This window comes from Yoonia sp. GPGPB17 (genome assembly GCF_037892195.1).
In the GTDB taxonomy this organism is placed as follows: Bacteria; Pseudomonadota; Alphaproteobacteria; order Rhodobacterales; family Rhodobacteraceae; genus Yoonia.
The window spans coordinates 1,559,278-1,577,184 of record NZ_JATACI010000002.1; the positions used below are offsets into that span (position 1 = coordinate 1,559,278).

General features: G+C 57.5%; 17 protein-coding genes and 3 pseudogenes. 10 read left to right on the forward strand and 10 right to left on the reverse strand.

The window, feature by feature from the left end:
• Positions 1–20 precede the first annotated feature (20 nt).
• Positions 21–1,099 (forward strand): annotated as a pseudogene (locus QTO30_RS08430) (zinc-binding dehydrogenase).
• A gap of 2 nt (positions 1,100–1,101) precedes the next feature.
• On the opposite strand, the gene QTO30_RS08435 reads toward QTO30_RS08430, so the two are convergent.
• Positions 1,102–1,542, reverse strand: coding sequence for a GNAT family N-acetyltransferase (locus QTO30_RS08435; RefSeq protein WP_340423735.1), 441 nt, complete (start codon positions 1,540–1,542; stop codon positions 1,102–1,104).
• 29 nt (positions 1,543–1,571) lie between these two features.
• Here QTO30_RS08435 and QTO30_RS08440 point away from each other — a divergent pair, with 29 nt between their 5' ends.
• From QTO30_RS08440 to QTO30_RS22065, 7 genes and pseudogenes are all read left to right on the forward strand, one after another.
• On the forward strand, positions 1,572–2,801 hold the full coding sequence (locus QTO30_RS08440) for a mandelate racemase/muconate lactonizing enzyme family protein (RefSeq protein ID WP_340423736.1): 1,230 nt from the start codon (positions 1,572–1,574) through the stop codon (positions 2,799–2,801).
• Positions 2,802–2,900: 99 nt separating this feature from the next.
• Complete coding sequence (locus tag QTO30_RS08445) at positions 2,901–3,356, forward strand: GNAT family N-acetyltransferase (RefSeq protein ID WP_340423737.1); 456 nt, start codon at positions 2,901–2,903, stop codon at positions 3,354–3,356.
• A gap of 111 nt (positions 3,357–3,467) precedes the next feature.
• A pseudogene (locus tag QTO30_RS08450) lies at positions 3,468–4,068 on the forward strand (TetR/AcrR family transcriptional regulator).
• A gap of 99 nt (positions 4,069–4,167) precedes the next feature.
• A complete protein-coding gene (locus tag QTO30_RS08455) occupies positions 4,168–4,848 on the forward strand; it encodes a PspA/IM30 family protein (protein ID WP_340423738.1) in 681 nt (226 codons plus the stop codon).
• 36 nt (positions 4,849–4,884) lie between these two features.
• Positions 4,885–5,163 (forward strand): hypothetical protein, encoded by a 279-nt coding sequence (locus QTO30_RS08460; RefSeq protein WP_340423739.1) that lies wholly within the window; start codon positions 4,885–4,887, stop codon positions 5,161–5,163.
• Between the two features lie 88 nt (positions 5,164–5,251).
• Positions 5,252–5,893 (forward strand): lysophospholipid acyltransferase family protein, encoded by a 642-nt coding sequence (locus QTO30_RS08465; RefSeq protein ID WP_340423740.1) that lies wholly within the window; start codon positions 5,252–5,254, stop codon positions 5,891–5,893.
• A pseudogene (locus QTO30_RS22065) lies at positions 5,890–6,833 on the forward strand (phosphatidate cytidylyltransferase). The gene QTO30_RS08465 and the pseudogene QTO30_RS22065 overlap by 4 nt, the downstream one beginning before the upstream one ends.
• On the opposite strand, the gene QTO30_RS08480 reads toward QTO30_RS22065, so the two are convergent.
• The 6 genes from QTO30_RS08480 to QTO30_RS08505 form a co-directional block, all read right to left on the reverse strand.
• Positions 6,824–7,579 carry a glycosyltransferase family 2 protein gene (locus tag QTO30_RS08480; protein WP_340423743.1) on the reverse strand — a complete coding sequence of 252 codons (756 nt, stop codon included), beginning with the start codon at positions 7,577–7,579 and terminating at the stop codon, positions 6,824–6,826. The pseudogene QTO30_RS22065 and the gene QTO30_RS08480 overlap by 10 nt on opposite strands.
• A 103-nt stretch (positions 7,580–7,682) precedes the next feature.
• On the reverse strand, positions 7,683–8,492 hold the full coding sequence (locus QTO30_RS08485) for a glycosyltransferase family 2 protein (protein WP_340423744.1): 810 nt from the start codon (positions 8,490–8,492) through the stop codon (positions 7,683–7,685).
• Positions 8,489–9,625, reverse strand: a complete 1,137-nt coding sequence (locus tag QTO30_RS08490; RefSeq protein ID WP_340423745.1) for a glycosyltransferase — start codon at positions 9,623–9,625, stop codon at positions 8,489–8,491. Before QTO30_RS08490 ends, QTO30_RS08485 begins: the two co-directional genes overlap by 4 nt.
• Positions 9,622–10,191, reverse strand: coding sequence for an acyltransferase (locus tag QTO30_RS08495; protein ID WP_340423746.1), 570 nt, complete (start codon positions 10,189–10,191; stop codon positions 9,622–9,624). The genes QTO30_RS08490 and QTO30_RS08495 overlap by 4 nt, the downstream gene beginning before the upstream one ends.
• Entirely contained in the window at positions 10,184–11,527 is a 1,344-nt protein-coding gene (locus QTO30_RS08500) for an oligosaccharide repeat unit polymerase (RefSeq protein ID WP_340423747.1), read from the reverse strand. Before QTO30_RS08500 ends, QTO30_RS08495 begins: the two co-directional genes overlap by 8 nt.
• Complete coding sequence (locus tag QTO30_RS08505) at positions 11,512–12,681, reverse strand: lipopolysaccharide biosynthesis protein (RefSeq protein WP_340423748.1); 1,170 nt, start codon at positions 12,679–12,681, stop codon at positions 11,512–11,514. Before QTO30_RS08505 ends, QTO30_RS08500 begins: the two co-directional genes overlap by 16 nt.
• Positions 12,682–12,912: 231 nt before the next feature.
• Between QTO30_RS08505 and QTO30_RS08510 the strand changes: the two genes are divergently transcribed.
• Entirely contained in the window at positions 12,913–13,353 is a 441-nt protein-coding gene (locus tag QTO30_RS08510) for a Wzz/FepE/Etk N-terminal domain-containing protein (RefSeq protein WP_340423749.1), read from the forward strand.
• 101 nt (positions 13,354–13,454) lie between these two features.
• On the forward strand, positions 13,455–14,885 hold the full coding sequence (locus QTO30_RS08515; RefSeq protein WP_340423750.1) for a division plane positioning ATPase MipZ: 1,431 nt from the start codon (positions 13,455–13,457) through the stop codon (positions 14,883–14,885).
• Positions 14,886–14,913: 28 nt separating this feature from the next.
• On the opposite strand, the gene QTO30_RS08520 is transcribed toward QTO30_RS08515, so the two are convergent.
• From QTO30_RS08520 to QTO30_RS08530, 3 genes are all read right to left on the reverse strand, one after another.
• Positions 14,914–16,611, reverse strand: a complete 1,698-nt coding sequence (locus QTO30_RS08520) for a hypothetical protein (RefSeq protein WP_340423751.1) — start codon at positions 16,609–16,611, stop codon at positions 14,914–14,916.
• Entirely contained in the window at positions 16,595–16,780 is a 186-nt protein-coding gene (locus QTO30_RS08525; protein WP_340423752.1) for a spike base protein, RCAP_Rcc01079 family, read from the reverse strand. The genes QTO30_RS08520 and QTO30_RS08525 overlap by 17 nt, the downstream gene beginning before the upstream one ends.
• Before the next feature lie 122 nt (positions 16,781–16,902).
• Positions 16,903–17,463 (reverse strand): sugar transferase, encoded by a 561-nt coding sequence (locus tag QTO30_RS08530; RefSeq protein ID WP_340423753.1) that lies wholly within the window; start codon positions 17,461–17,463, stop codon positions 16,903–16,905.
• Positions 17,464–17,907 lie beyond the last annotated feature (444 nt).

A 17,907-nucleotide genomic window follows, 5' to 3' on the forward strand; every position in this document is an offset into this window, starting at 1 on the left:
ATATGAACCAAGGACGCCCCATGCCCCAGATCAAAGCCGCCGTTTGCCGCGAATTCGGCGCACCGCTGACCATTGAGACTGTAACCCTCGCCGCGCCCAACATGGGCGAAGTCGAGGTAACGCTGAAAGCCTGCGCCATATGCCATTCCGATATTTCTTACATGGATGGCGCGTGGGGGGCACATTGCCCGCCGTTTATGGGCATGAGGCCGCTGGGCATGTTAGCGCCATTGGCAATGGTGTGCGCGGTGTAGCCGTTGGCGATCCGGTGGTCGTGACCCTGATCCGCGCCTGCGGCACCTGCCCGTCTTGCGCAGGCGGTAGCCCCGTCGCCTGCGAAAGCGATATGGCCAGCGGACCGATTTCAGATGCAGCGGGCAATGCGTTGGAGCAGGCAATGAATACCGGCGGCTTTGCGGAGCGCGTCGTGGTAGATCAAAGCCAGATCGTGAAACTGTCCGATGGGATCGAGATGGAAGCAGCTTCACTGCTGGCTTGCGGTGTTATCACGGGCGTCGGCGCAGTAGTCAACGCGGCTGGCTTGCGCGCCGGACAGGATGTCGTCGTGATCGGCGCAGGCGGCGTTGGGCTGAACGCGATCCAGGGTGCACGGATTGCGGGGGCGCGGCGTATCATCGCCGTGGATATGTCCGAGGAAAAGCTGGCCATCGCGAAGGAATTTGGTGCGACAGACGGTGTCCTGGCCACCGAAGACAAACCATGGCGGCTGGCCAAAAAGGCAATAGGGCGCGGCGCCGATGCGGTGTTTGTGACCGTTGGCGCCATCCCGGCTTATGATACCGCCCCCCAGTATCTGGCCAACGGCGGCAAAGTGATCATGGTGGGCATGCCCCATTCCGGCGCAAAATCAAGCTATGAACCTGTGATGCTGGCCGCGACGGGACAGGGCATGGTGGGGTCAAAAATGGGTGATGTGGTTATCGCGCGGGATATCCCTTGGATGGTTGACTTGTACGAACAAGGGCGGTTGAAGCTGGATGAGTTGATCTCGGGGCGTTGGTCGCTTGAGCAGATCAACGAGGCGATTGCAGATACCAAGACCGGGTCTGCCAAGCGGAACGTGATCGTCTTTGACTGACCCTAGGCATCCATCGCACCGTCCCAATCATAAACGACAATACCTTTAGTTTCGCGTGCATCCAATGACCGATAAAGCGCGCGGGCAGGCACGTTGTCTTCTTCGGTTGCCAGCCAGATTCCTTCGCACCCGCGTGCACGGGCGATGTCACACAGCTTTGCGCACATCTGTTTGCCAATACCTTGTCGCAGATAGTCATCATGTACCCCGACCTCAGCCACAAAAAATGCGGGTGGTTTATCCGGGTGCAAAAGGATCTGCCCACTTGCCATTCCCACAACGCGGTCGCCATCAAATGCCAAAACCAATTCGTGCAGGGGATCGTTCAAAAACGCCTCGGCCTGATCCGGCCTGATCGCATTATCAAAGAGCCCGTCTTCGACGGCCAACAGTAAATCCAGATGGTCTGGACCCAGCCTGCGAAGCGTGATTGTCTCGCCCATAACACTGCCCTTATCGAAAGATTCCACGCATGAAACTCGCCGATCTTGATGTGATTGTCACGGCCCCGCCCGCCCCCGGATGGGGTGGGCGCTATTGGATCATTCCTAAAGTGACCACGGACACCGGCGTTGTGGGCTATGGCGAATGCTACGCCTCGTCCATCGGACCCGAGGCGATGAAAGCGGTTATCAAGGACGTGTTCGCACGCCACATGGCTGGCGAGAATCCTGAAAACGTCGAACTGATGTTCCGGCGCGTCTATTCTTCGGGCTTCACCCAACGCCCTGATCTGACCGTTATCGGCGCGTGGTCCGGGCTTGAGATGGCCTGCTGGGATATCCTCGGCAAGGACCGTGACCGCCCCGTGCACGCCCTGATTGGCGGGCGCATGAACGACCGTATCCGCGCTTACACCTACCTCTACCCGCGTCCATCGCATCCGCTGCCTGACTTTTGGGCCAGCCCGGATATGGCCGCGGAAGTCGCGCTGGATATGGTCGAAAAGGGCTATACGGCCGTCAAATTCGATCCCGTAAGCCCCTACACCATCCGTGGCGGTCATATGCCGTCGATGCATGACATTTCGTTGTCGGTGGCTTTCTGCAAAGCGATCCGTGATACCGTTGGCGACCGTGCTGATCTGTTGTTCGGAACACACGGCCAATTCAGCACCGGGGGCGCCATCCGTTTGGGCAAGGCGTTAGAGCCTTACAGCCCACTTTGGTACGAAGAACCAATTCCGCCGGACAACATCAACGAAATGGCAAAGGTTGCGCAGGCGGTCAGCATTCCCGTCGCAACAGGCGAACGCCTGACAACCAAAGCAGAGTTCGCGCCCGTGCTACGGTCGGGCGCGGCCACGATCTTGCAGCCCGCGCTTGGTCGCTCTGGCGGGATTTGGGAAACCAAGAAAATCGCGGCGATGGCCGAGGTCTATAACGCGCAGATGGCCCCGCATCTCTATGCTGGTCCGGTGGAATGGGCCGCGAACATCCAACTCGCCGCGTCGATCCCCAACATCCTGATGGCCGAAACCATCGAAACACCGTTCCACAATGACCTGATCAAAGGCAGCATCACGGTCGAAGACGGATATGTCCCCGTGCCAACGGCCCCCGGCCTTGGGATTGATTTTGACGAAGACCTTGCGCGCGCACATCCCTACACCGACGACGGATTGCACCTGCAAATGCAAGAAGACCCAATTGGGTATCACGCGGTGAATAGCTTTGCCGGTGGCGCACCTGTGAAGCAATAATGGTCCGTTGTGTGTGGACCGCAGATGTGAGCTGGCATTCGGATGCAGCCCAAGTTTGAATTTGTATCTTCGATCCCTGGTCGGGCAGCATTCCAGGTCATGATTAGCGAGTATTGGCACCACATGGTCCAGCTATTGGCCGACGCAGGCGCACCAAGCTACGCTGCCGATGATCTAACCGCAGACACGATGGCGCATCTGGATGACATGGCACCCCCTAAGGGCGGCATACTGTTAGCGACATCGGAGGACGGGGCGTTGCTCGGATGCGGGTTCATCCGAAAAATCCGTCCGGATGCGGCGGAGTTCAAGCGTATGTATGTGCGCCCCAAGGCGCGTGGCCTCGGCATCGGGCGGCGGCTTTTCGAACTCAGGGTGAAAGAGGCGCAACGCATGGGGTGCAAAACCTTGTACGCAGATACCGTCAAAGGCAATACGCCAATGCTATCCATGTACGAGAAGTTTGGGTTCACCTACATTCCCCGCTACCCCGAAAACGCCAACAGCCCGGAGCTGGAGCCTTATCTGGTCTACCTCAGGCGTGACATCACCTAGATCAGTCAGCAAACACCCCGAACCGCATCTTTCCCACCTGGGAACCAAACCCCTTTTCAAGTGAACGCCCCTCACCTATCATTGAACTTCGTTCATTGAGGTGAGGATCAGATGGCCACGAAAACCGAACTCCGGCGACAGGAACTGCGCGACAAGCTGATCGTGATTGCCGAACGGACCATTGCCCAAAAAGGTCTGGGCGCATTGCGTGCGCGTGATCTGGCGGGCGAAGCTTAGCTGCGCCGTTGGGGCCATCTACAATGTCTTCGGCGATCTGACTGATCTGGCACTGGCGGTGAACGCACGTACCTTCCATCGCCTTGGCGCTGACGTGGCCGAGGCATTGGCAGACGCCCCAGAAGACCCTGTCGAACAGCTGGTTGTGATGGCGCAGGCCTATCACCGGTTTGCGGCTGAAAATCATCTGAGCTGGCGCGCGCTCTTTGACGTGGAACGCGCGCCCGGTGAAGCCGCACCAGATTGGTACTTGCAGGAAATGGGCCAGCTGTTTGTCTATATCTCTGATCCGTTGGCGGTGATTTTCCCTGATCGGGACGCAGAAGACCTGGCACTTTTGACCCGTGCGCTCTTTTCTTCGGTACATGGCATTGTGCTTTTGGGGCTGGATGAGGCGAGCGCCGGTGTCTCGTCCGAGAATATCGACCGGATGATTGCCCTTGTTTTAAAGCAATTCGCGGGCAATCCAAAATAATTTGAACAATGTTCAAATTTTTTCTTGCAATATGAAATCGCATTCGCTATCTCTAATTAATGAACAATGTTCACGCACTGAAATGAAACGGAGACAACGATGTTCAAGACACTTGCCACACTGATCAACGGTCAGAATGCGCGCGCCGAAGACCGCGTGCGGGATGCCTTTGCAATCGAGTTGATCGACCAGAAAATTCGCGAAAGCGAGAAAAGCCTGCGCGCGGCCAAAGCCACGCTTGCCAGCCTGATCCAGCGTCAGCGGTCCGAGGAAAAGCAACATGCCGCCCTCAAGACCCGCATCAGCGACCTGACGAAACGCGCCAAAGAGGCGCTGGACAATGATCGCGAAGACATGGCCGCCGAGGCCGCCCGCGCCATCGCCAATATGGAAAACGAGCTGACAGTGCGCACCGAGACCCTTGATCGGTTGGACCAAAAGGTCATCCGTCTGCGCACGTCCATCGAAAGCGGTCACCGCCGGATCATCGACCTTAAACAAGGTGCCATTCAGGCCCGTGCCGTGCGCCGTGAACAGAACATTCAGGTGCAAATGGTCAAAACCGGCGTGCAAAACGGCAGTGTCGAAGAGGCCGAGGAACTGATCTCACGCGTGTTGGGCAAAGATGACCCCTTCGAGCGGACCGAAATTCTGGCCGAGATTAACAGCGATCTGGACGGCGACAGCCTGACCGATCGCATGGCCGACGCAGGCTTTGGCAATGCCACACGCGCAACAGCTGATGATGTGCTGGCCCGCCTGCAATCAAACAAAAAGTAACCCAATAGAACCACCAATTCCCGAAAGGAAAATCCAATGTTTAACAATAAATCCGACAACGGCCTGATCATGTTCGTCAACCTGCTGGGTGTGGGTGTCGCCTACGGTATGCTTGGTATCTCGCTCTGGCTGTCCACCGATGTGCCGCTTTCGACCAAAGGGTTCTGGGCCATCTCGGTCATGATGCTGACGCTGTCGCTGGTGAACTTCGTCAAGTACCGCTTCGATGAGCGTATGTCAGAAGACCGCATCCAGCGCCTTGAGGCCGCAAAGAACGAAAAACTGCTTGAGGATTATGTCGGCGAACCCCTCTGATCACCTGACATAATGGCCCCGCCCCCTTGTCCCCGGGGGTGGGGCTTTTTTCTTTTCAAACGCCCCTCCCTTCGCCAAAGTCGGTGCTATGAAATTCTTACGTCAGTTTGCCGCCCGGATCGTTGGGCAATCCATCCGTATCTTTGCCCGCGCCATCACCGCCGTGCGGGCCGACTGGAAAGGGATCGAACCGGTTCCGCGTCAGCGCGTCTACTTCGCCAACCACACCAGCAACGCCGATATGCCAATGATCTGGTCGGTCCTGCCGCCATCAATGCGGCGCACGGTGCGCCCGGTTGCTGCGGCCGATTACTGGCTGAAGAACAAACTGCGCGCCTTCGTCGGCCCAGAAGTCTTCAACTGCGTCCTTGTTGATCGCCGCCCCGAAGTCAAAGACAAGCCAATGGACAAGATCATCGCTGCCCTCGACGAAGGATCCTCGCTAATCATCTTCCCCGAAGGCAACCGCAACATGACAGACGACCCGCTGCTGCCGTTCAAGGCGGGCCTTTACAATATGGGCGTCGCGCGGCCTGATGTTGATCTGGTCCCCACTTGGGTCGCCAACCTGACCGAGATCATGCCCAAGGGCGAAATCATCCCCCTGCCCCTGATTTGTACTGTCACTTTTGGCGAACCGATCCATGTAAAGGAAGGCGAAAGCAAGGATGACTTCCTGAAACGCGCCTCGGACGCCCTGCTGGCCCAGCGCCCCGAGGTGCGGCCATGACCGACACGATGACCGATATCCTGCTGTTGGCCGTCGGCAGTTTCGGGATTCTGATTGCCCTGACCTTCTTGGGTGAAGTCCTGCGTGCACGCGAAGAACCAGGCTTCGTGAACCCGGTTCTCGATACCTATATGACCCGTGTGCAAAGCTGGTGGGGCATGGTCGCCTTCGTAGGCTTTGCTTTATTGATGGGCCGGATCGGGGTGATGGTCCTGTTTGCTTTCGCGTCTTTCGCCGCCTTGCGCGAATTCCTGACGCTGACCGCCAAAGCACAGGCCGATCACCTGGCGCTTGCTCTTGGGTTCTTTGTGGTCCTGCCGTTACAGTATGTCTTTATCGGGCTTGGATGGGACGGGCTTTATGCGATTTTCATCCCGGTCTACGCCTTCCTGCTACTGCCCATCGTCTCGGCCCTGCGTGGCAACCCCGACCGCTTCCTCATGCGGGTGGCCGAAACACAATGGGCACTGATGATCGCAGTATTCTGCGTCAGCCATGTGCTTAAGCCTTGATGAACCTTGATATTGCGGGATACGGCGACCGGTCGCTGCTGCTGGTCGCTTTCCTGGTCATGGTCGTACAATTCGGCGACCTGCTGGAGTATTTCTTTGGCCGACGCATTGGTAAGACCAAAATAGCACCCGGCCTGTCGCCCAAAACATGGGAAGGGATGCTGTGCGGCGTTGGCTCAGCGATGATTATCGGCGCGCTGTTAAACTGGATCACCCCATTCGGAATGATCGGCGCGATGGCGATGGCAGGCACCGCATCCTTAGTTGGCATGTTTGGCAGTCTGGTGGTTGCCTCGATCAAACGCGATCGCGGCGTGAAAGACTGGTCGCACCTGATCCCCGGTCAGGGCGGCTTTGTTGATCAACTCGACAGTGTGATCTTCGCAGCACCAATCTTTTATCACCTGTCCAAGTATTTCTACACCTGACCACGGCCAATAAACTGCGGCAGTTTGGACAGGTTCTTGGCAACCAACGTGCCAACACCCCCGACCCGGTGCCGCCGGATTGCACGATAATCCTCGCGGCTTTTGCGGATCAGATGCGCGAAAGATCGGTTGCTGACACCGCCCATTTTCATGCGCACCATGACCTTTGGGATATAGCCCAGCCGGACCTGTCCCGCAGTCAGAAACCGCAACATCGCCTCATAGTCACCCGCTATGCGATAGCTGGTGTCATACAACCCCGAACGTGCAAAGACCGCGCGCCGCAGATACAGCGTCGGATGCGGCGGCATCCAGCCGCGTTTGAGATGGGCGACAGAGTAGGGGCCAGCTTGCCAGCGACGAATAATCCGGGAAGGATCGTCCCGGGCCACATATTGTAGGTCTCCATAAACACCGTCGATGGCGGTGTCCTGCAACGCCTCTGCTACCCAAGCCAACACATCTGGATCAGCCAGGGTATCATCGGCATGCAGCAGGCCAATCACATCACCCGATGCGCGCTGGATACCTTTATTGATCGCGTCGTAGATCCCGCTGTCGGGGGTGGATTGTAACACCATCTGCGGATGCCCATCTGCGCTCAGATAGTCTTGTGTACCATCGGTCGAGCCACCATCCTGCACCACATGTTCAATGTCACCGTAAGTTTGCGCGGTCAGGCTTTCTATCATGGCAGGCAGTGTCTTGCGGCCATTCATCACCGCTGTCACAACTGAAATCTTCATGCGGCAATCCCCTTTGTCACAGGTTTATGCGGGGTGACATCAATACCCAGTACGTCGCGGATTGCGTCTTCTGGCGCGGCACCGGTCGTCGCCATATGGCGTTTCACTTCTGCCAGTTTCGCATCCACCAGATAGCGGTACCAAAATCCTTGCAGCACATGAAATGCACGTGCCTGTTTGCCATCACGAAAGCCGCCACGCAGAATATACCGGTAAAGAAAATACCCCCCGCGCGCGCACCCGCAGGCAGGCGTGGATAGAGATGCAGCTTGATCCAGCGCTTGATTGCAAGGCCACCCCGCCCCGGCAATGCTTGCCCCAGCGGCAGAAACCGGTATTCGCGGTTCAACATGTCCACGACTTCGCGGCTGGCGTAACCATTGTGCTTGGCCACCCACCAGTCCAGCGGGTTGCGGTTGTCATCGATAATCCGCCCGCTCAGATGCGCGGTCGGCCCATCAACGACAATATGCTCATCCATCCAGCGTGCCTCGCACCGGGCGCGACCGTTCCGAAACAAACGCAGCGTTGGCACAGGAAAGACACCGCCGTAACGCACCAGTTGCCCCATGAATTTGATGCCGCGCCCGACATAACACCCGTCTACATCCGGCAGGCCCGCGGCTATTTCGGCATCGAGCGCGGATGTGACCACCTCATCGGCATCCAGACGCAATACCCAGCCCGGATTGCCATCAATTTGGTCTAACGCCCAATTGAACTGGGTCGCATGGTTGGTCCAGGGGTGGTGCAACACCTCTGCCCCCAAATCGCGCGCGATGGACACAGTAGCATCAGTTGAGCCGCTATCAACGACCAAGACACGGGTTGCAATATCTTGTACCGAGGCAATCGCCCGCGCGATATGCTTGGCCTCGTCCCGGGTCAAAATAATAACGGTCAACTGCGTCATGCGATCACCTCTTGCCGTTTTTGCATGACCAGACCCCGGTAAAGCGCCTCGAACCCATCCACCATCGCGGCCGTAGAAAAGTCACGACGCATCCATGCGCGACCGCGTTGGCCCATATCGACCAGATCACAGGTGGCGAGAGCCGCGATCTGGGCCGCCAGATCAACGTTCGGCAAATCAATACAGCGCCCGCAGCCGTGGCGATCCAAATCTTGCCATGGCGTCGCTTGTGTCGTCAGAACGGGTACCGCATGAGCCAAAGCCTCAGCCACTACGATGCCAAAGTTTTCAGAATGCGAGGGCAGTACAAAAAGGTCCGCCTGTGCAAAGGCTGCGGACTTTGCCGCTCCTTCCACATGCCCATGCATGCGTACACGGCCATTCGACAGCCTTGCGCGCGCCTCCAGCATCCGCACATAGGACGCATCACCCGTCCCGTAAATGTCCAGCGTGAACGTCGCTGGCAAATGGGCCAAGGCGTCGAACAATGCTTCCAATCCCTTCTTGGGGTGCAAGCGGCTAAGATACATCAAACGCCGTTTTGGACCCTGCCTCTCGCGCCTTGGGACATGCGCGGGCACATCAACTGCATTCGGAATAATCGCATGCGCCATGCCGCCAAACCTGCGCAAGCTTTGCCTTGCCTCTTGCGCGGCGGTCACATGCAAAACCGCATTGCGCGGACGCAAGAGGTTTGCCACATGCTCAAACCCGCGCTTGATGGCGAGATTGGGCGCATCGGGCCAATCCTGAGTTGCTTGCAAGGCCCCGCGCGGGGACCAAACAACGGGCTTGCCCAAAGCACGTGCCAGGATAAAAACCGGGAGCGTCGGCATGTTGTAGGTGCCGGTCACATGGACAACATCCGCCCATTGGATTGCGCGTGGCAGGCGCAGCAACAGCTGAGGCGCGATGCAATGGCCCGCCATGCGATGCGCATAATACACAGGATAAGGCAGCTTGGTCGGTGTCACCCGATCATTGATCGCTGGCCCGGCAGCGTCTGATGTGAGCACGCGCAGATCGACATCGTCCAACTTGGCAATTCCGTCGCAAATCGCCTTGGTCGACCAGATCGGGCCACCCCAATACGTGGCCGGGTAAAACGTCGGGACAACATGCAAGACTTTCATGCTGCAACCTCCCTCTTGTCGCGGTGGCCGATCACCCGGGCCGGGTTGCCCGCTACAATGGCACCGGCGGGCACATTGCGGGTGACGACCGCGCCCGCCCCGATCACGGCACCAGCTCCGATATCACGGCAGGACGGCAAGATCACTGCGCGCATCCCGATCCATGCACCAGACCCGATTGTCTTGGGGGCAGGTTTTGGAGGACTGTGCGGATCATGGCCGTGATCATGTGTTGAGATAATCGCAAATTCCGAAATCATCACATCATCACCCAGCATCAAACCACCCACAGTGTCCAGCAGCGCAAAGCGGTTGACCTGCACCCGATCCCCGATTTTGAGCGATGCGTGCTCCCCTTCGGCCGCCGCACCGACACCCTGCCAGAAATAGCAGTTGGCCCCGATTTCGACCCGTTGAGGGCAGTCAAAGCGGACACCGGCCTGAAACCGTGTGCCGGGGCCAACACGGGCAAGGCTCGCCCGGTGCAGACGTGTCGCAATCCACATCCCGGTGCGCCGGTACAAGGCTGCCATGCCGCGTAAACCCCAAAACCAGAGCTTAAACATGCGCGACCTCCCTTTGCCGGAAACGGAACGCCGCTCGGATTTGGTAGCGCGGCACAAAGACGGCAATCATCGCAAAGATCAAAACCGCCTGGGCCGAAGCCCCGACAATGAAGCCACTGAAGGATGAATGCAGGGTCGCTTGCACAAACGGACAAAAGATCAGTGGGTAAAAATAGAACCCTGCATAACGCAGCCCCGCCCGGGCGGACAAAAGCGACACTTCGGCACGGCGATAGACCCAACCCAGCACAAAACCGACCAGCGCGCCTGCCCAGCCGAAGTTCATAAAAGCCTCACCCGGTCCGGTCACGTTAAAGGCACCGCCGGTCGTCACCTGCATCACATCCCGTTTAAGGAACACACCCAGATCGATCGCAGGCTTGTCCACCCAGACAGCCCGCGGCACCCAACCGAATGTCCACCAACCATAGGTTTCACCCAGTAGATACGACTCTGGTTTCACCTGATCCGTGACCATGATGGACGCGTTGATATCCAGAAAATACGTCGAACCAACGACCTGATAGACCAGTCCAGCATCTGTACCGCGCAACGCCGTCATATAGGCACTCAGCAACAAAACCGTAGCAGACGCAGCCAACATGCCTGCCAAGGCGCGCAGTCCGACCTGCCCACCCAACATCAGATAGGTAGCACTCCCAAAGACCAGCAGTTCAAACAGTTCGAACCGGTCACCCGATATCAGAGCCACGCAAACCAGCAGGATCGCTAGAACAAAAGCCTGGGCCAGCAGCCACCAAGCGCGCTGTACCACCCCCTGCGCCAGCAAAAGAACAAAGGCAAACTTGGGGACGACAAACAATGTTTTGATGCCCGCAAGTGTCGCGCCAACACCATCGCTGTTCACGTTGATCTGTTTGTCTTGGTTGAACACCAAAAGTAAATCTGCCGACAACGGTGATATGCCGCGTGCCTGCAAGAGCAGCGCAAAAGTGAGCCCGGCCACGGCAAAAGCACCCGCGAAAAGCCAACCCTGACGTACGAGGCCGCCTGCCACGATCCGCGCCTCTTGGATCGCTGCCCCCCGATCAAATGGGCGCACCGCGCAGCGATAGCCCAGACACATCAATAGAATGAAACCCGCCAGATAAATCGCCCCCGTCTGCATAGCCCCGGGGGTGTCGATGTAGCGGCTGTAGAAGGCGAATTCTGGCTTGGCACCGTAAACTGCGACCTTTACTAGAAAGCCAAAGGCACAGAAGTAGCCCAGCAAATGCATGGGTGACACAAGCCGCAGCATACCGTACCGCCCACCCATCCAGAACGGAATGATGGTACAGACCAACGCCAGCGACACAATCAGGAGGTTTTCCATGTCCGCCTCCGCAAGTTCAATAAGACAAAGGCAGATGTATCCACGCCAAGTTGACGCCAGATAACATGCCACAGGCCGACACCCCCCAGTGTCAGCGCGCCGATATAGCCCAGCGCGTTGGTAGTCACCGTCAGCTCTGGTCCCCACCAGGCAATCCAAAGAAGATAAAGTACGACCATCCCAAAACGCGCAATCATCGCATATCGTGCCGCACCACATAGATTAGCTACGCCAAAGCTGGCGGCAAAGACGACTTGCACCAGCGCACCGCACAACAAAATACCAAAGGTCAGGCCGATGCCTTGGTTTGCGTATTCCGGCAGTGCAAACGTAAGTAGCGGTATCGCCAGCAAGCCAGCCGCAAAGAACAGAACCCCCGGCAGCATGGCAATCTGACTGCTTTGCGCGCTGGCCCGCGCAAGCGCCTTTGCGTCACCGGCACCATGGGCCGCCGATATCGGCAATGCGCTGACCCATGTGGCTACCGTCACCGGCAAGGCCACCAAATTCGCCACCCGGCGCAAGACAGCATAGACGCCCAACTGTTCGGCCGAGATCACCGCGCCGCCGACAATCAGATCGATCTGCGCAACCACCATCCCCAAGACCGAAGAGGCCCAGAGTGATGTGCTCCAATACGGTCGCCAGACGGATGCAAGCACACCCGGAAAATTTTTATGGCGACATACCCAAACAATACCGCATAGCGCAAAAACTGACATTGTCATCGCCGCGCTAGCCGCGATCATATCAGCGGAAGCGCTTTGGCCCAAGATACCTGCCAGCCCCAATGCGATCTGCGGTCCCGCATCACGCAACGCCATCGACCCTTGTACATTGCCCAAGGCACGCATCACACTGGCCAGGCACCCCAACGTGTTGGCCGCAAACCCCGCACCCAGTATCGCACCCCAGGACCATGTGGGCGCAAATGTGTTCGCTACTCCGTAGAATACAAGTGCCAGAAGTCCGGGATACACAAAGGCGATCTTGCATACATCGCGCCCGCGCATACCCTTTCCATCTGTCAACAAACGCAGCAGGATCACCGGACCACCCAGTGACAACACGGTTCCGGCGACAAGTGCCGCACCCCAAAGCGCGGCAAGACGGCCAAAGGTCTCAAAACCCAGCAGCGCTGCTAGCCCCAACATGACGACAAAGTTGACCCCTACAACCCCCGCCCGCAGGCCAAGGGTCCTTATGGCACTTTGTCTTGCCAAAACTGCAAATCTTGATCTGAACATCGCACGACAACCATCCGCGCGTGCCGTTAACCAAAAGGCACGCCAGCTTTAGTCCTCATTCATTGTGATTAATTAAAGGTTAACTCCTTTGTGGTGTCTTAACGGTGACGGATTAGAACAACCAAGGCTCGGTTTGACATGACGCAACGCAACAAAGGGGCTGGGCCGGGCCCGCATGACAGCCTCATTGATGGGGCAGAGTACATCGCCCCGCTTGATATCGGTGCGATGCTGCGCACCTTGTGGCATGGCAAATGGATGATCTTATGGGTGACAGCCCTGATGATCACTTGCGCGGGGTACTATGGGTTTCGCGTCGCATCACCGCAATACACGGCCACCGCGACGCTGCAATTGGACGGGACCGCCGATCCGATGGTTGGCATGCAACAAATGCCCGAAATGGACGATGCCGCGCTGAACACCAAGGTCGCATTGGTGACGTCCAATGCGGTATTGGCAGATGTCATTGCTGAACTGGACCTTCTGTCAGATCCGGAACTGAACCGATATCTGTCGGCGCAGTCACCACTGTCCTTGCGCAGCATACGCACGCAGACACGCCATGTTCTTGCTTAAGCACAAATGCGCACCCGCCAGATGAGGACGCCGTCCAGGAAAAAACAATCCAGAACCTGCGCGGACAACTGACCGTATCGCGAAAGCCAGATACTTACATCGTGCACATCACGGCACGCAGCGGTGATCCCGACAAAGCTGTCTTGCTGGCGAATACAACCGCGGCACGTTTTTTGGCACATATGCAAACCCTGCAAGCCCAGACACAGGTCGAGGCCGGAATCTGGTTACAATCGCGGGTGAGCACATTGCGCAGCCAGCTTGAAACGCAAGAAATGCAAATCGCAGCACTGATTGCAACGGCACAACTCCAACAAAATGGGGGGCTTGATACGCTTAGCGCGCAGGTCCTTGCTACCGATCAAGACTTGACTGCCGCACGCAATGCGCTGGCCGTGCTGGAAATCGCGCCCAACAGCGGTTCGGCCCGCAACAGAGCTGAAATTGCACAGATACGTGAAAAAATCGGTGATATCGCGGCGCTGAAGGAACGGCTTAGTGCCCAGTTGTCAGCGCAGTCCGCTGGATTGGCACAGCTACACCAGTTGCAGTTACAAACCGACGCAACACGCCAACTTTACCAGACGTTTCTGGGGCAGTTGCACGAAAACAAGATGCAACAAGGGCTGGACACGCCGCGGACAGAGCGGATCGCGCACGCAACCGAGGGAGGCTATGTTGGACCGCGCAAAATGTTGATCCTGACAATCGCAGCGATGCTGGGCGGTGCGGTCGGGGTGATGCTCGTAGCCATCCAACACAATACGCGCAAGGGCGTTGTTGATGGCCGTGACCTGCGTGATGCAACCGGGTTGCCCGTGCTGGCACAATTCTCAACCAGCGCGCTCAGGCAATTGCGCAAAGGGCAGCGGGCATTCCCCCTACCGCCAAAATCGGAACTGTCGCATGCCGCCTACGGGCTTTACACAGCCCTGGCACTGATCACACAGACGCGGCCTGCACAGGTCATGCTATGCACATCCAGCATTGAGTCCGAGGGGAAAACAGAAACGGCGCTCCTGCTGGCGCATGCGCTGGCCCGGTCTGGAAAACGCGTTTTGATCATTGGTGCTGACGAACGCGATAAACAGCTGGGCACCACCATCGAGGCCGAGGTCATGGACGCGGCCCTGACAACCTGGCACAGTGGAGAACCGGCTGCGCAAAGCGCAAGGCTGGGTACCGATGTTCTGCGGGTTCCGACTATTGCTGATGGTATAGGACCATCGAACGCGGATAACCTCACCGAATGGCTGAGCACCCTTAAACAACTCTATGATCATATCGTCATAGATGGGCCGCCCGTGTTCCACAGCCCCCTTGCAAGGCTGCTCGCCAGCCACGCAGATACTATTCTTTATGCTGTCCGCTGGTCCAAAACGCCGACAGAGGTTGTACAACGCGGTTTGGAAACGCTGGAAGACATCGGTCACCCGGCAACCGGGCTGATCTTGTCAAAAGTGCATCTGCGCAAGATGCGCAAACTGTCCAGTGATCCTTATGTGGGGATGTTTTCGACGCAAATCGTTTGAAGGGGACGCTATACGCGGCCCCTTCATATCAAGTCACAACAGACAAGACGTGGCGGTTGTAGAAATGTGCCGCATCGCCGCTTTGCAACGTCAACCCGCCTTGCGGACTGACACAGATGTAGGCCTTGGCAGGCCAATCAGTTGAGCCGCTTGCTGTGCGGCCATCAACATTGGGCAGAACAAACGCGTCAAACTGATCCAGCAGGTTTCCGTCCACGGGCAAGGCACCAGCCTCGTGACCGTAGACAAAGTCGACCAGCGGTGTGCGCGCGGTCAACCCAAGCCGTTGTGCCATTGGAAAATCAACCTGATCATCTGCCTGCCCGGTATAATCGGCCAATGTCACGACAGTGCCATCCTCAGAGGTCAGCGTATCGACAACGGTTGATCCGGTCTCACCCTCCCACCGGACAAATGGCAACATACCAACATAAAACCACTCTGCTTCCATCGTGGCCGCAGTCACGTCAACCTGCATACTGTGGTGAATGCTCCCTGGCGTAATGCTGCGGCTGGTCTGACAATTGGCCAGGGGACCACTGCCGCCGGTCTGCCATGTCGTCACCTCTACAATGGAAATCTGAGCACCAACTGTCAGGCCATCGTCGCCCGCTTCGGGCACCCAAGGCACCCCATCCACGGCGATCAATTGTGAAACCAAAGCGTCGTGGCCGTGTGTCTGGCCACCCACTTCAATCACATCGCCACCGACATCAAGTCGGGCCGCATACTCACGTTCGGACGCATAGTCGATAATCGTGAACTCAGGGTATGTCGGGCGGTTGTCTGCGCGCCAATCCATCGCCCCATCCGACCCAATCCCGTTTATATGGCTGGGGCCGTTGGCACCGCTGGTGGCACTGGCCCGTGCGGCATAATACATGCCCTCAAACTGTACCTCATCCCCCATCTGATAGGCCGTGTTAGGCTGCCAAGTTGGCGGCAGGATATACGGATCATCAAGAGACCCACTGATCGTCACGGCCTCGATCATGATCGCACCGCCCCCGGGATTGGCGGCCCCGCCAAGGCGCAAGGTGATCTCATGTTGGCCGGTCAACCCACTGGCCACTTTGATGGTTTGCCTGCGAGTCAGATCCGTCGGCGCATAGCTCGAGAACGCCTTGAACCCCAAAGCGGCAGGGTCGGTGATTTCATTGACCAATGACTGTGCGCCATCAATATCGACGCGGATGTATCCGCCACTGGTGCGGCCCGTATAGTTGATCCACAGATCATAGGGGCGATCGCGGCTGACCTGCACCGTAGCAACGGCACCTGCCGAACCCGTACTGATCGCGCGATTGCCGGTATAGCTGGCCGCGCGACCCGACCCAGAAGTTTGCAATTGCGACCAACTCCCGCTCAAGCTCATCGCACCGACCGGGTACACATTGCGCAATTCGGCCAATTGTGTTTCGCGCCAGGACAAGCGCGTGCCGCTGTCATGTTGATCCAACCGCAGACGAGCGGCATGATGCGGGCCAACTTCGGTCCAGACGGTCAAGCCTCCATTCACGCCAGAGGCGACGGCCACAGACTTGCCGCCGCCATGTTGAAAGAAAGACGCCAGCGGGCGCGGCGTGGGCACAAGACCAGCCCCAACCCCCGGAGAGAGCTCAAAACCGATCATGCTTAATACCACGCAACCAGCTGCGCGGTGGTCCCCGTTGCCATCACGCGGGTCGGCCGGATTGACAATATGCTGCTTAAGCAGCCAGATCATAAGCCACCGCCTCGCCATCATTGTCCTGCAGGACGGCGGTACCAGCGGTATTCACATAGATCGCCCGAGGTCTGACCGGGAGATCCGTAGCATCAGATGGGGCAATGACATAGTGGGCCACAGCGGGGGATGTCAGGTTCACATAGTCGGTGTCAAAGGGATCAGGCATTCTGGGTCTCCAGTTAAGAACGATGCCTCATCCCTAAGTGCCAGACCTTACCAACCGCCTTTGCAACAGTACGTCGGACGATGCAACACCCGAGCTTTATGACGACGCTCACGGGCCTGTCTCTACCTGCCTTTGCGCCCGGCAATCACGCACAGCGTGCGCCACGCTATCCAAAGGTCAAATCGGAAACTAGCATGCACCAAGTAGTAAAGGTCCGCTGCAACCTTGCGTTTAATCCCTTCTTTGCCATCGACGTATCCAACTTCGGTTTGCGCATAACCGCTGATACCGGGCATCATCTGTTGTCTCGCGGCATAGCCGGGCACGGACTCCATATAAATGCGGGCGTGATCATACAAATCCGGACGCGGCCCAATAAGGCTCATCTCGCGGCGCAAGACATTGATAATCTGTGGAAGCTCATCAATGCGTAGTTTTCGCATGACGCGACCCATTCTGGAAATGCGGTCCTCCTCCAACGCGTCGTAAGCGCCACGCCCAGAGGCCGTCGCCGGTATCATCGTGCGAAACTTGAATGCCCGAAAAGGCGCACCACCATGCCCCATACGGCACTGATAGTACATTAGCGGACCGCGATTGAAGAAGGGGTTCAGCACCAGCAGGGCGAGAGCAATACCAACTAAAACAGGGAGCAAGAACGTCGCAATTGCAACATCAAACATGCGCTTTGAAAAAGGGACCAGCACTGCTTTGGAAGATGCGTCATTGCTTCGTAAACTGGCCCTTTCGAGCTGGAAGGTGTTTTCGTCAAAATGTAACAAAGCCAAAAGCGATCCAGAAGCAACGAACCTACCTTAGGTTCGCATCTGTGGCCCACTCTGACGCATATCTATTAATGTCGTATTAATGGCCGCAAAGCGCCGCCATGTCCCCACAGCAGCCAATCGACATTCGGCAAGCCACTCCGCAATGCCGCCGCGCCGGTGCAATCTGATCCACGCCAATGTGATGAACAGATTGCGAAAACGCCCATGGCTGCTTCAGATTGCTTGCAACGTGGTCCTTATACGGTTTTTGGTTCGACCAAACTGGCGTCGCCATCTCCTTTTTCACTCCATCGCTGTCAAAAAGGTGGGCCGCGGGCGGTCGTTGCGCCGTGCAACTTT

Excerpts from the sequence above, each read along its gene's own strand:
- QTO30_RS08435 (WP_340423735.1), bottom strand. The coding sequence starts at position 1,542 with ATGGGCGAGACAATCACGCTTCGCAGGCTGGGTCCAGACCATCTGGAT.
- QTO30_RS08440 (WP_340423736.1), top strand. The coding sequence starts at position 1,572 with ATGAAACTCGCCGATCTTGATGTGATTGTCACGGCCCCGCCCGCCCCC.
- QTO30_RS08445 (WP_340423737.1), top strand. The coding sequence starts at position 2,901 with ATGATTAGCGAGTATTGGCACCACATGGTCCAGCTATTGGCCGACGCA.
- QTO30_RS08455 (WP_340423738.1), top strand. The coding sequence starts at position 4,168 with ATGTTCAAGACACTTGCCACACTGATCAACGGTCAGAATGCGCGCGCC.
- QTO30_RS08460 (WP_340423739.1), top strand. The coding sequence starts at position 4,885 with ATGTTTAACAATAAATCCGACAACGGCCTGATCATGTTCGTCAACCTG.
- QTO30_RS08465 (WP_340423740.1), top strand. The coding sequence starts at position 5,252 with ATGAAATTCTTACGTCAGTTTGCCGCCCGGATCGTTGGGCAATCCATC.
- QTO30_RS08480 (WP_340423743.1), bottom strand. The coding sequence starts at position 7,579 with ATGAAGATTTCAGTTGTGACAGCGGTGATGAATGGCCGCAAGACACTG.
- QTO30_RS08485 (WP_340423744.1), bottom strand. The coding sequence starts at position 8,492 with ATGACGCAGTTGACCGTTATTATTTTGACCCGGGACGAGGCCAAGCAT.
- QTO30_RS08490 (WP_340423745.1), bottom strand. The coding sequence starts at position 9,625 with ATGAAAGTCTTGCATGTTGTCCCGACGTTTTACCCGGCCACGTATTGG.
- QTO30_RS08495 (WP_340423746.1), bottom strand. The coding sequence starts at position 10,191 with ATGTTTAAGCTCTGGTTTTGGGGTTTACGCGGCATGGCAGCCTTGTAC.
- QTO30_RS08500 (WP_340423747.1), bottom strand. The coding sequence starts at position 11,527 with ATGGAAAACCTCCTGATTGTGTCGCTGGCGTTGGTCTGTACCATCATT.
- QTO30_RS08505 (WP_340423748.1), bottom strand. The coding sequence starts at position 12,681 with ATGTTGGGGCTAGCAGCGCTGCTGGGTTTTGAGACCTTTGGCCGTCTT.
- QTO30_RS08510 (WP_340423749.1), top strand. The coding sequence starts at position 12,913 with ATGACGCAACGCAACAAAGGGGCTGGGCCGGGCCCGCATGACAGCCTC.
- QTO30_RS08520 (WP_340423751.1), bottom strand. The coding sequence starts at position 16,611 with ATGATCTGGCTGCTTAAGCAGCATATTGTCAATCCGGCCGACCCGCGT.
- QTO30_RS08525 (WP_340423752.1), bottom strand. The coding sequence starts at position 16,780 with ATGCCTGATCCCTTTGACACCGACTATGTGAACCTGACATCCCCCGCT.
- QTO30_RS08530 (WP_340423753.1), bottom strand. The coding sequence starts at position 17,463 with ATGTTTGATGTTGCAATTGCGACGTTCTTGCTCCCTGTTTTAGTTGGT.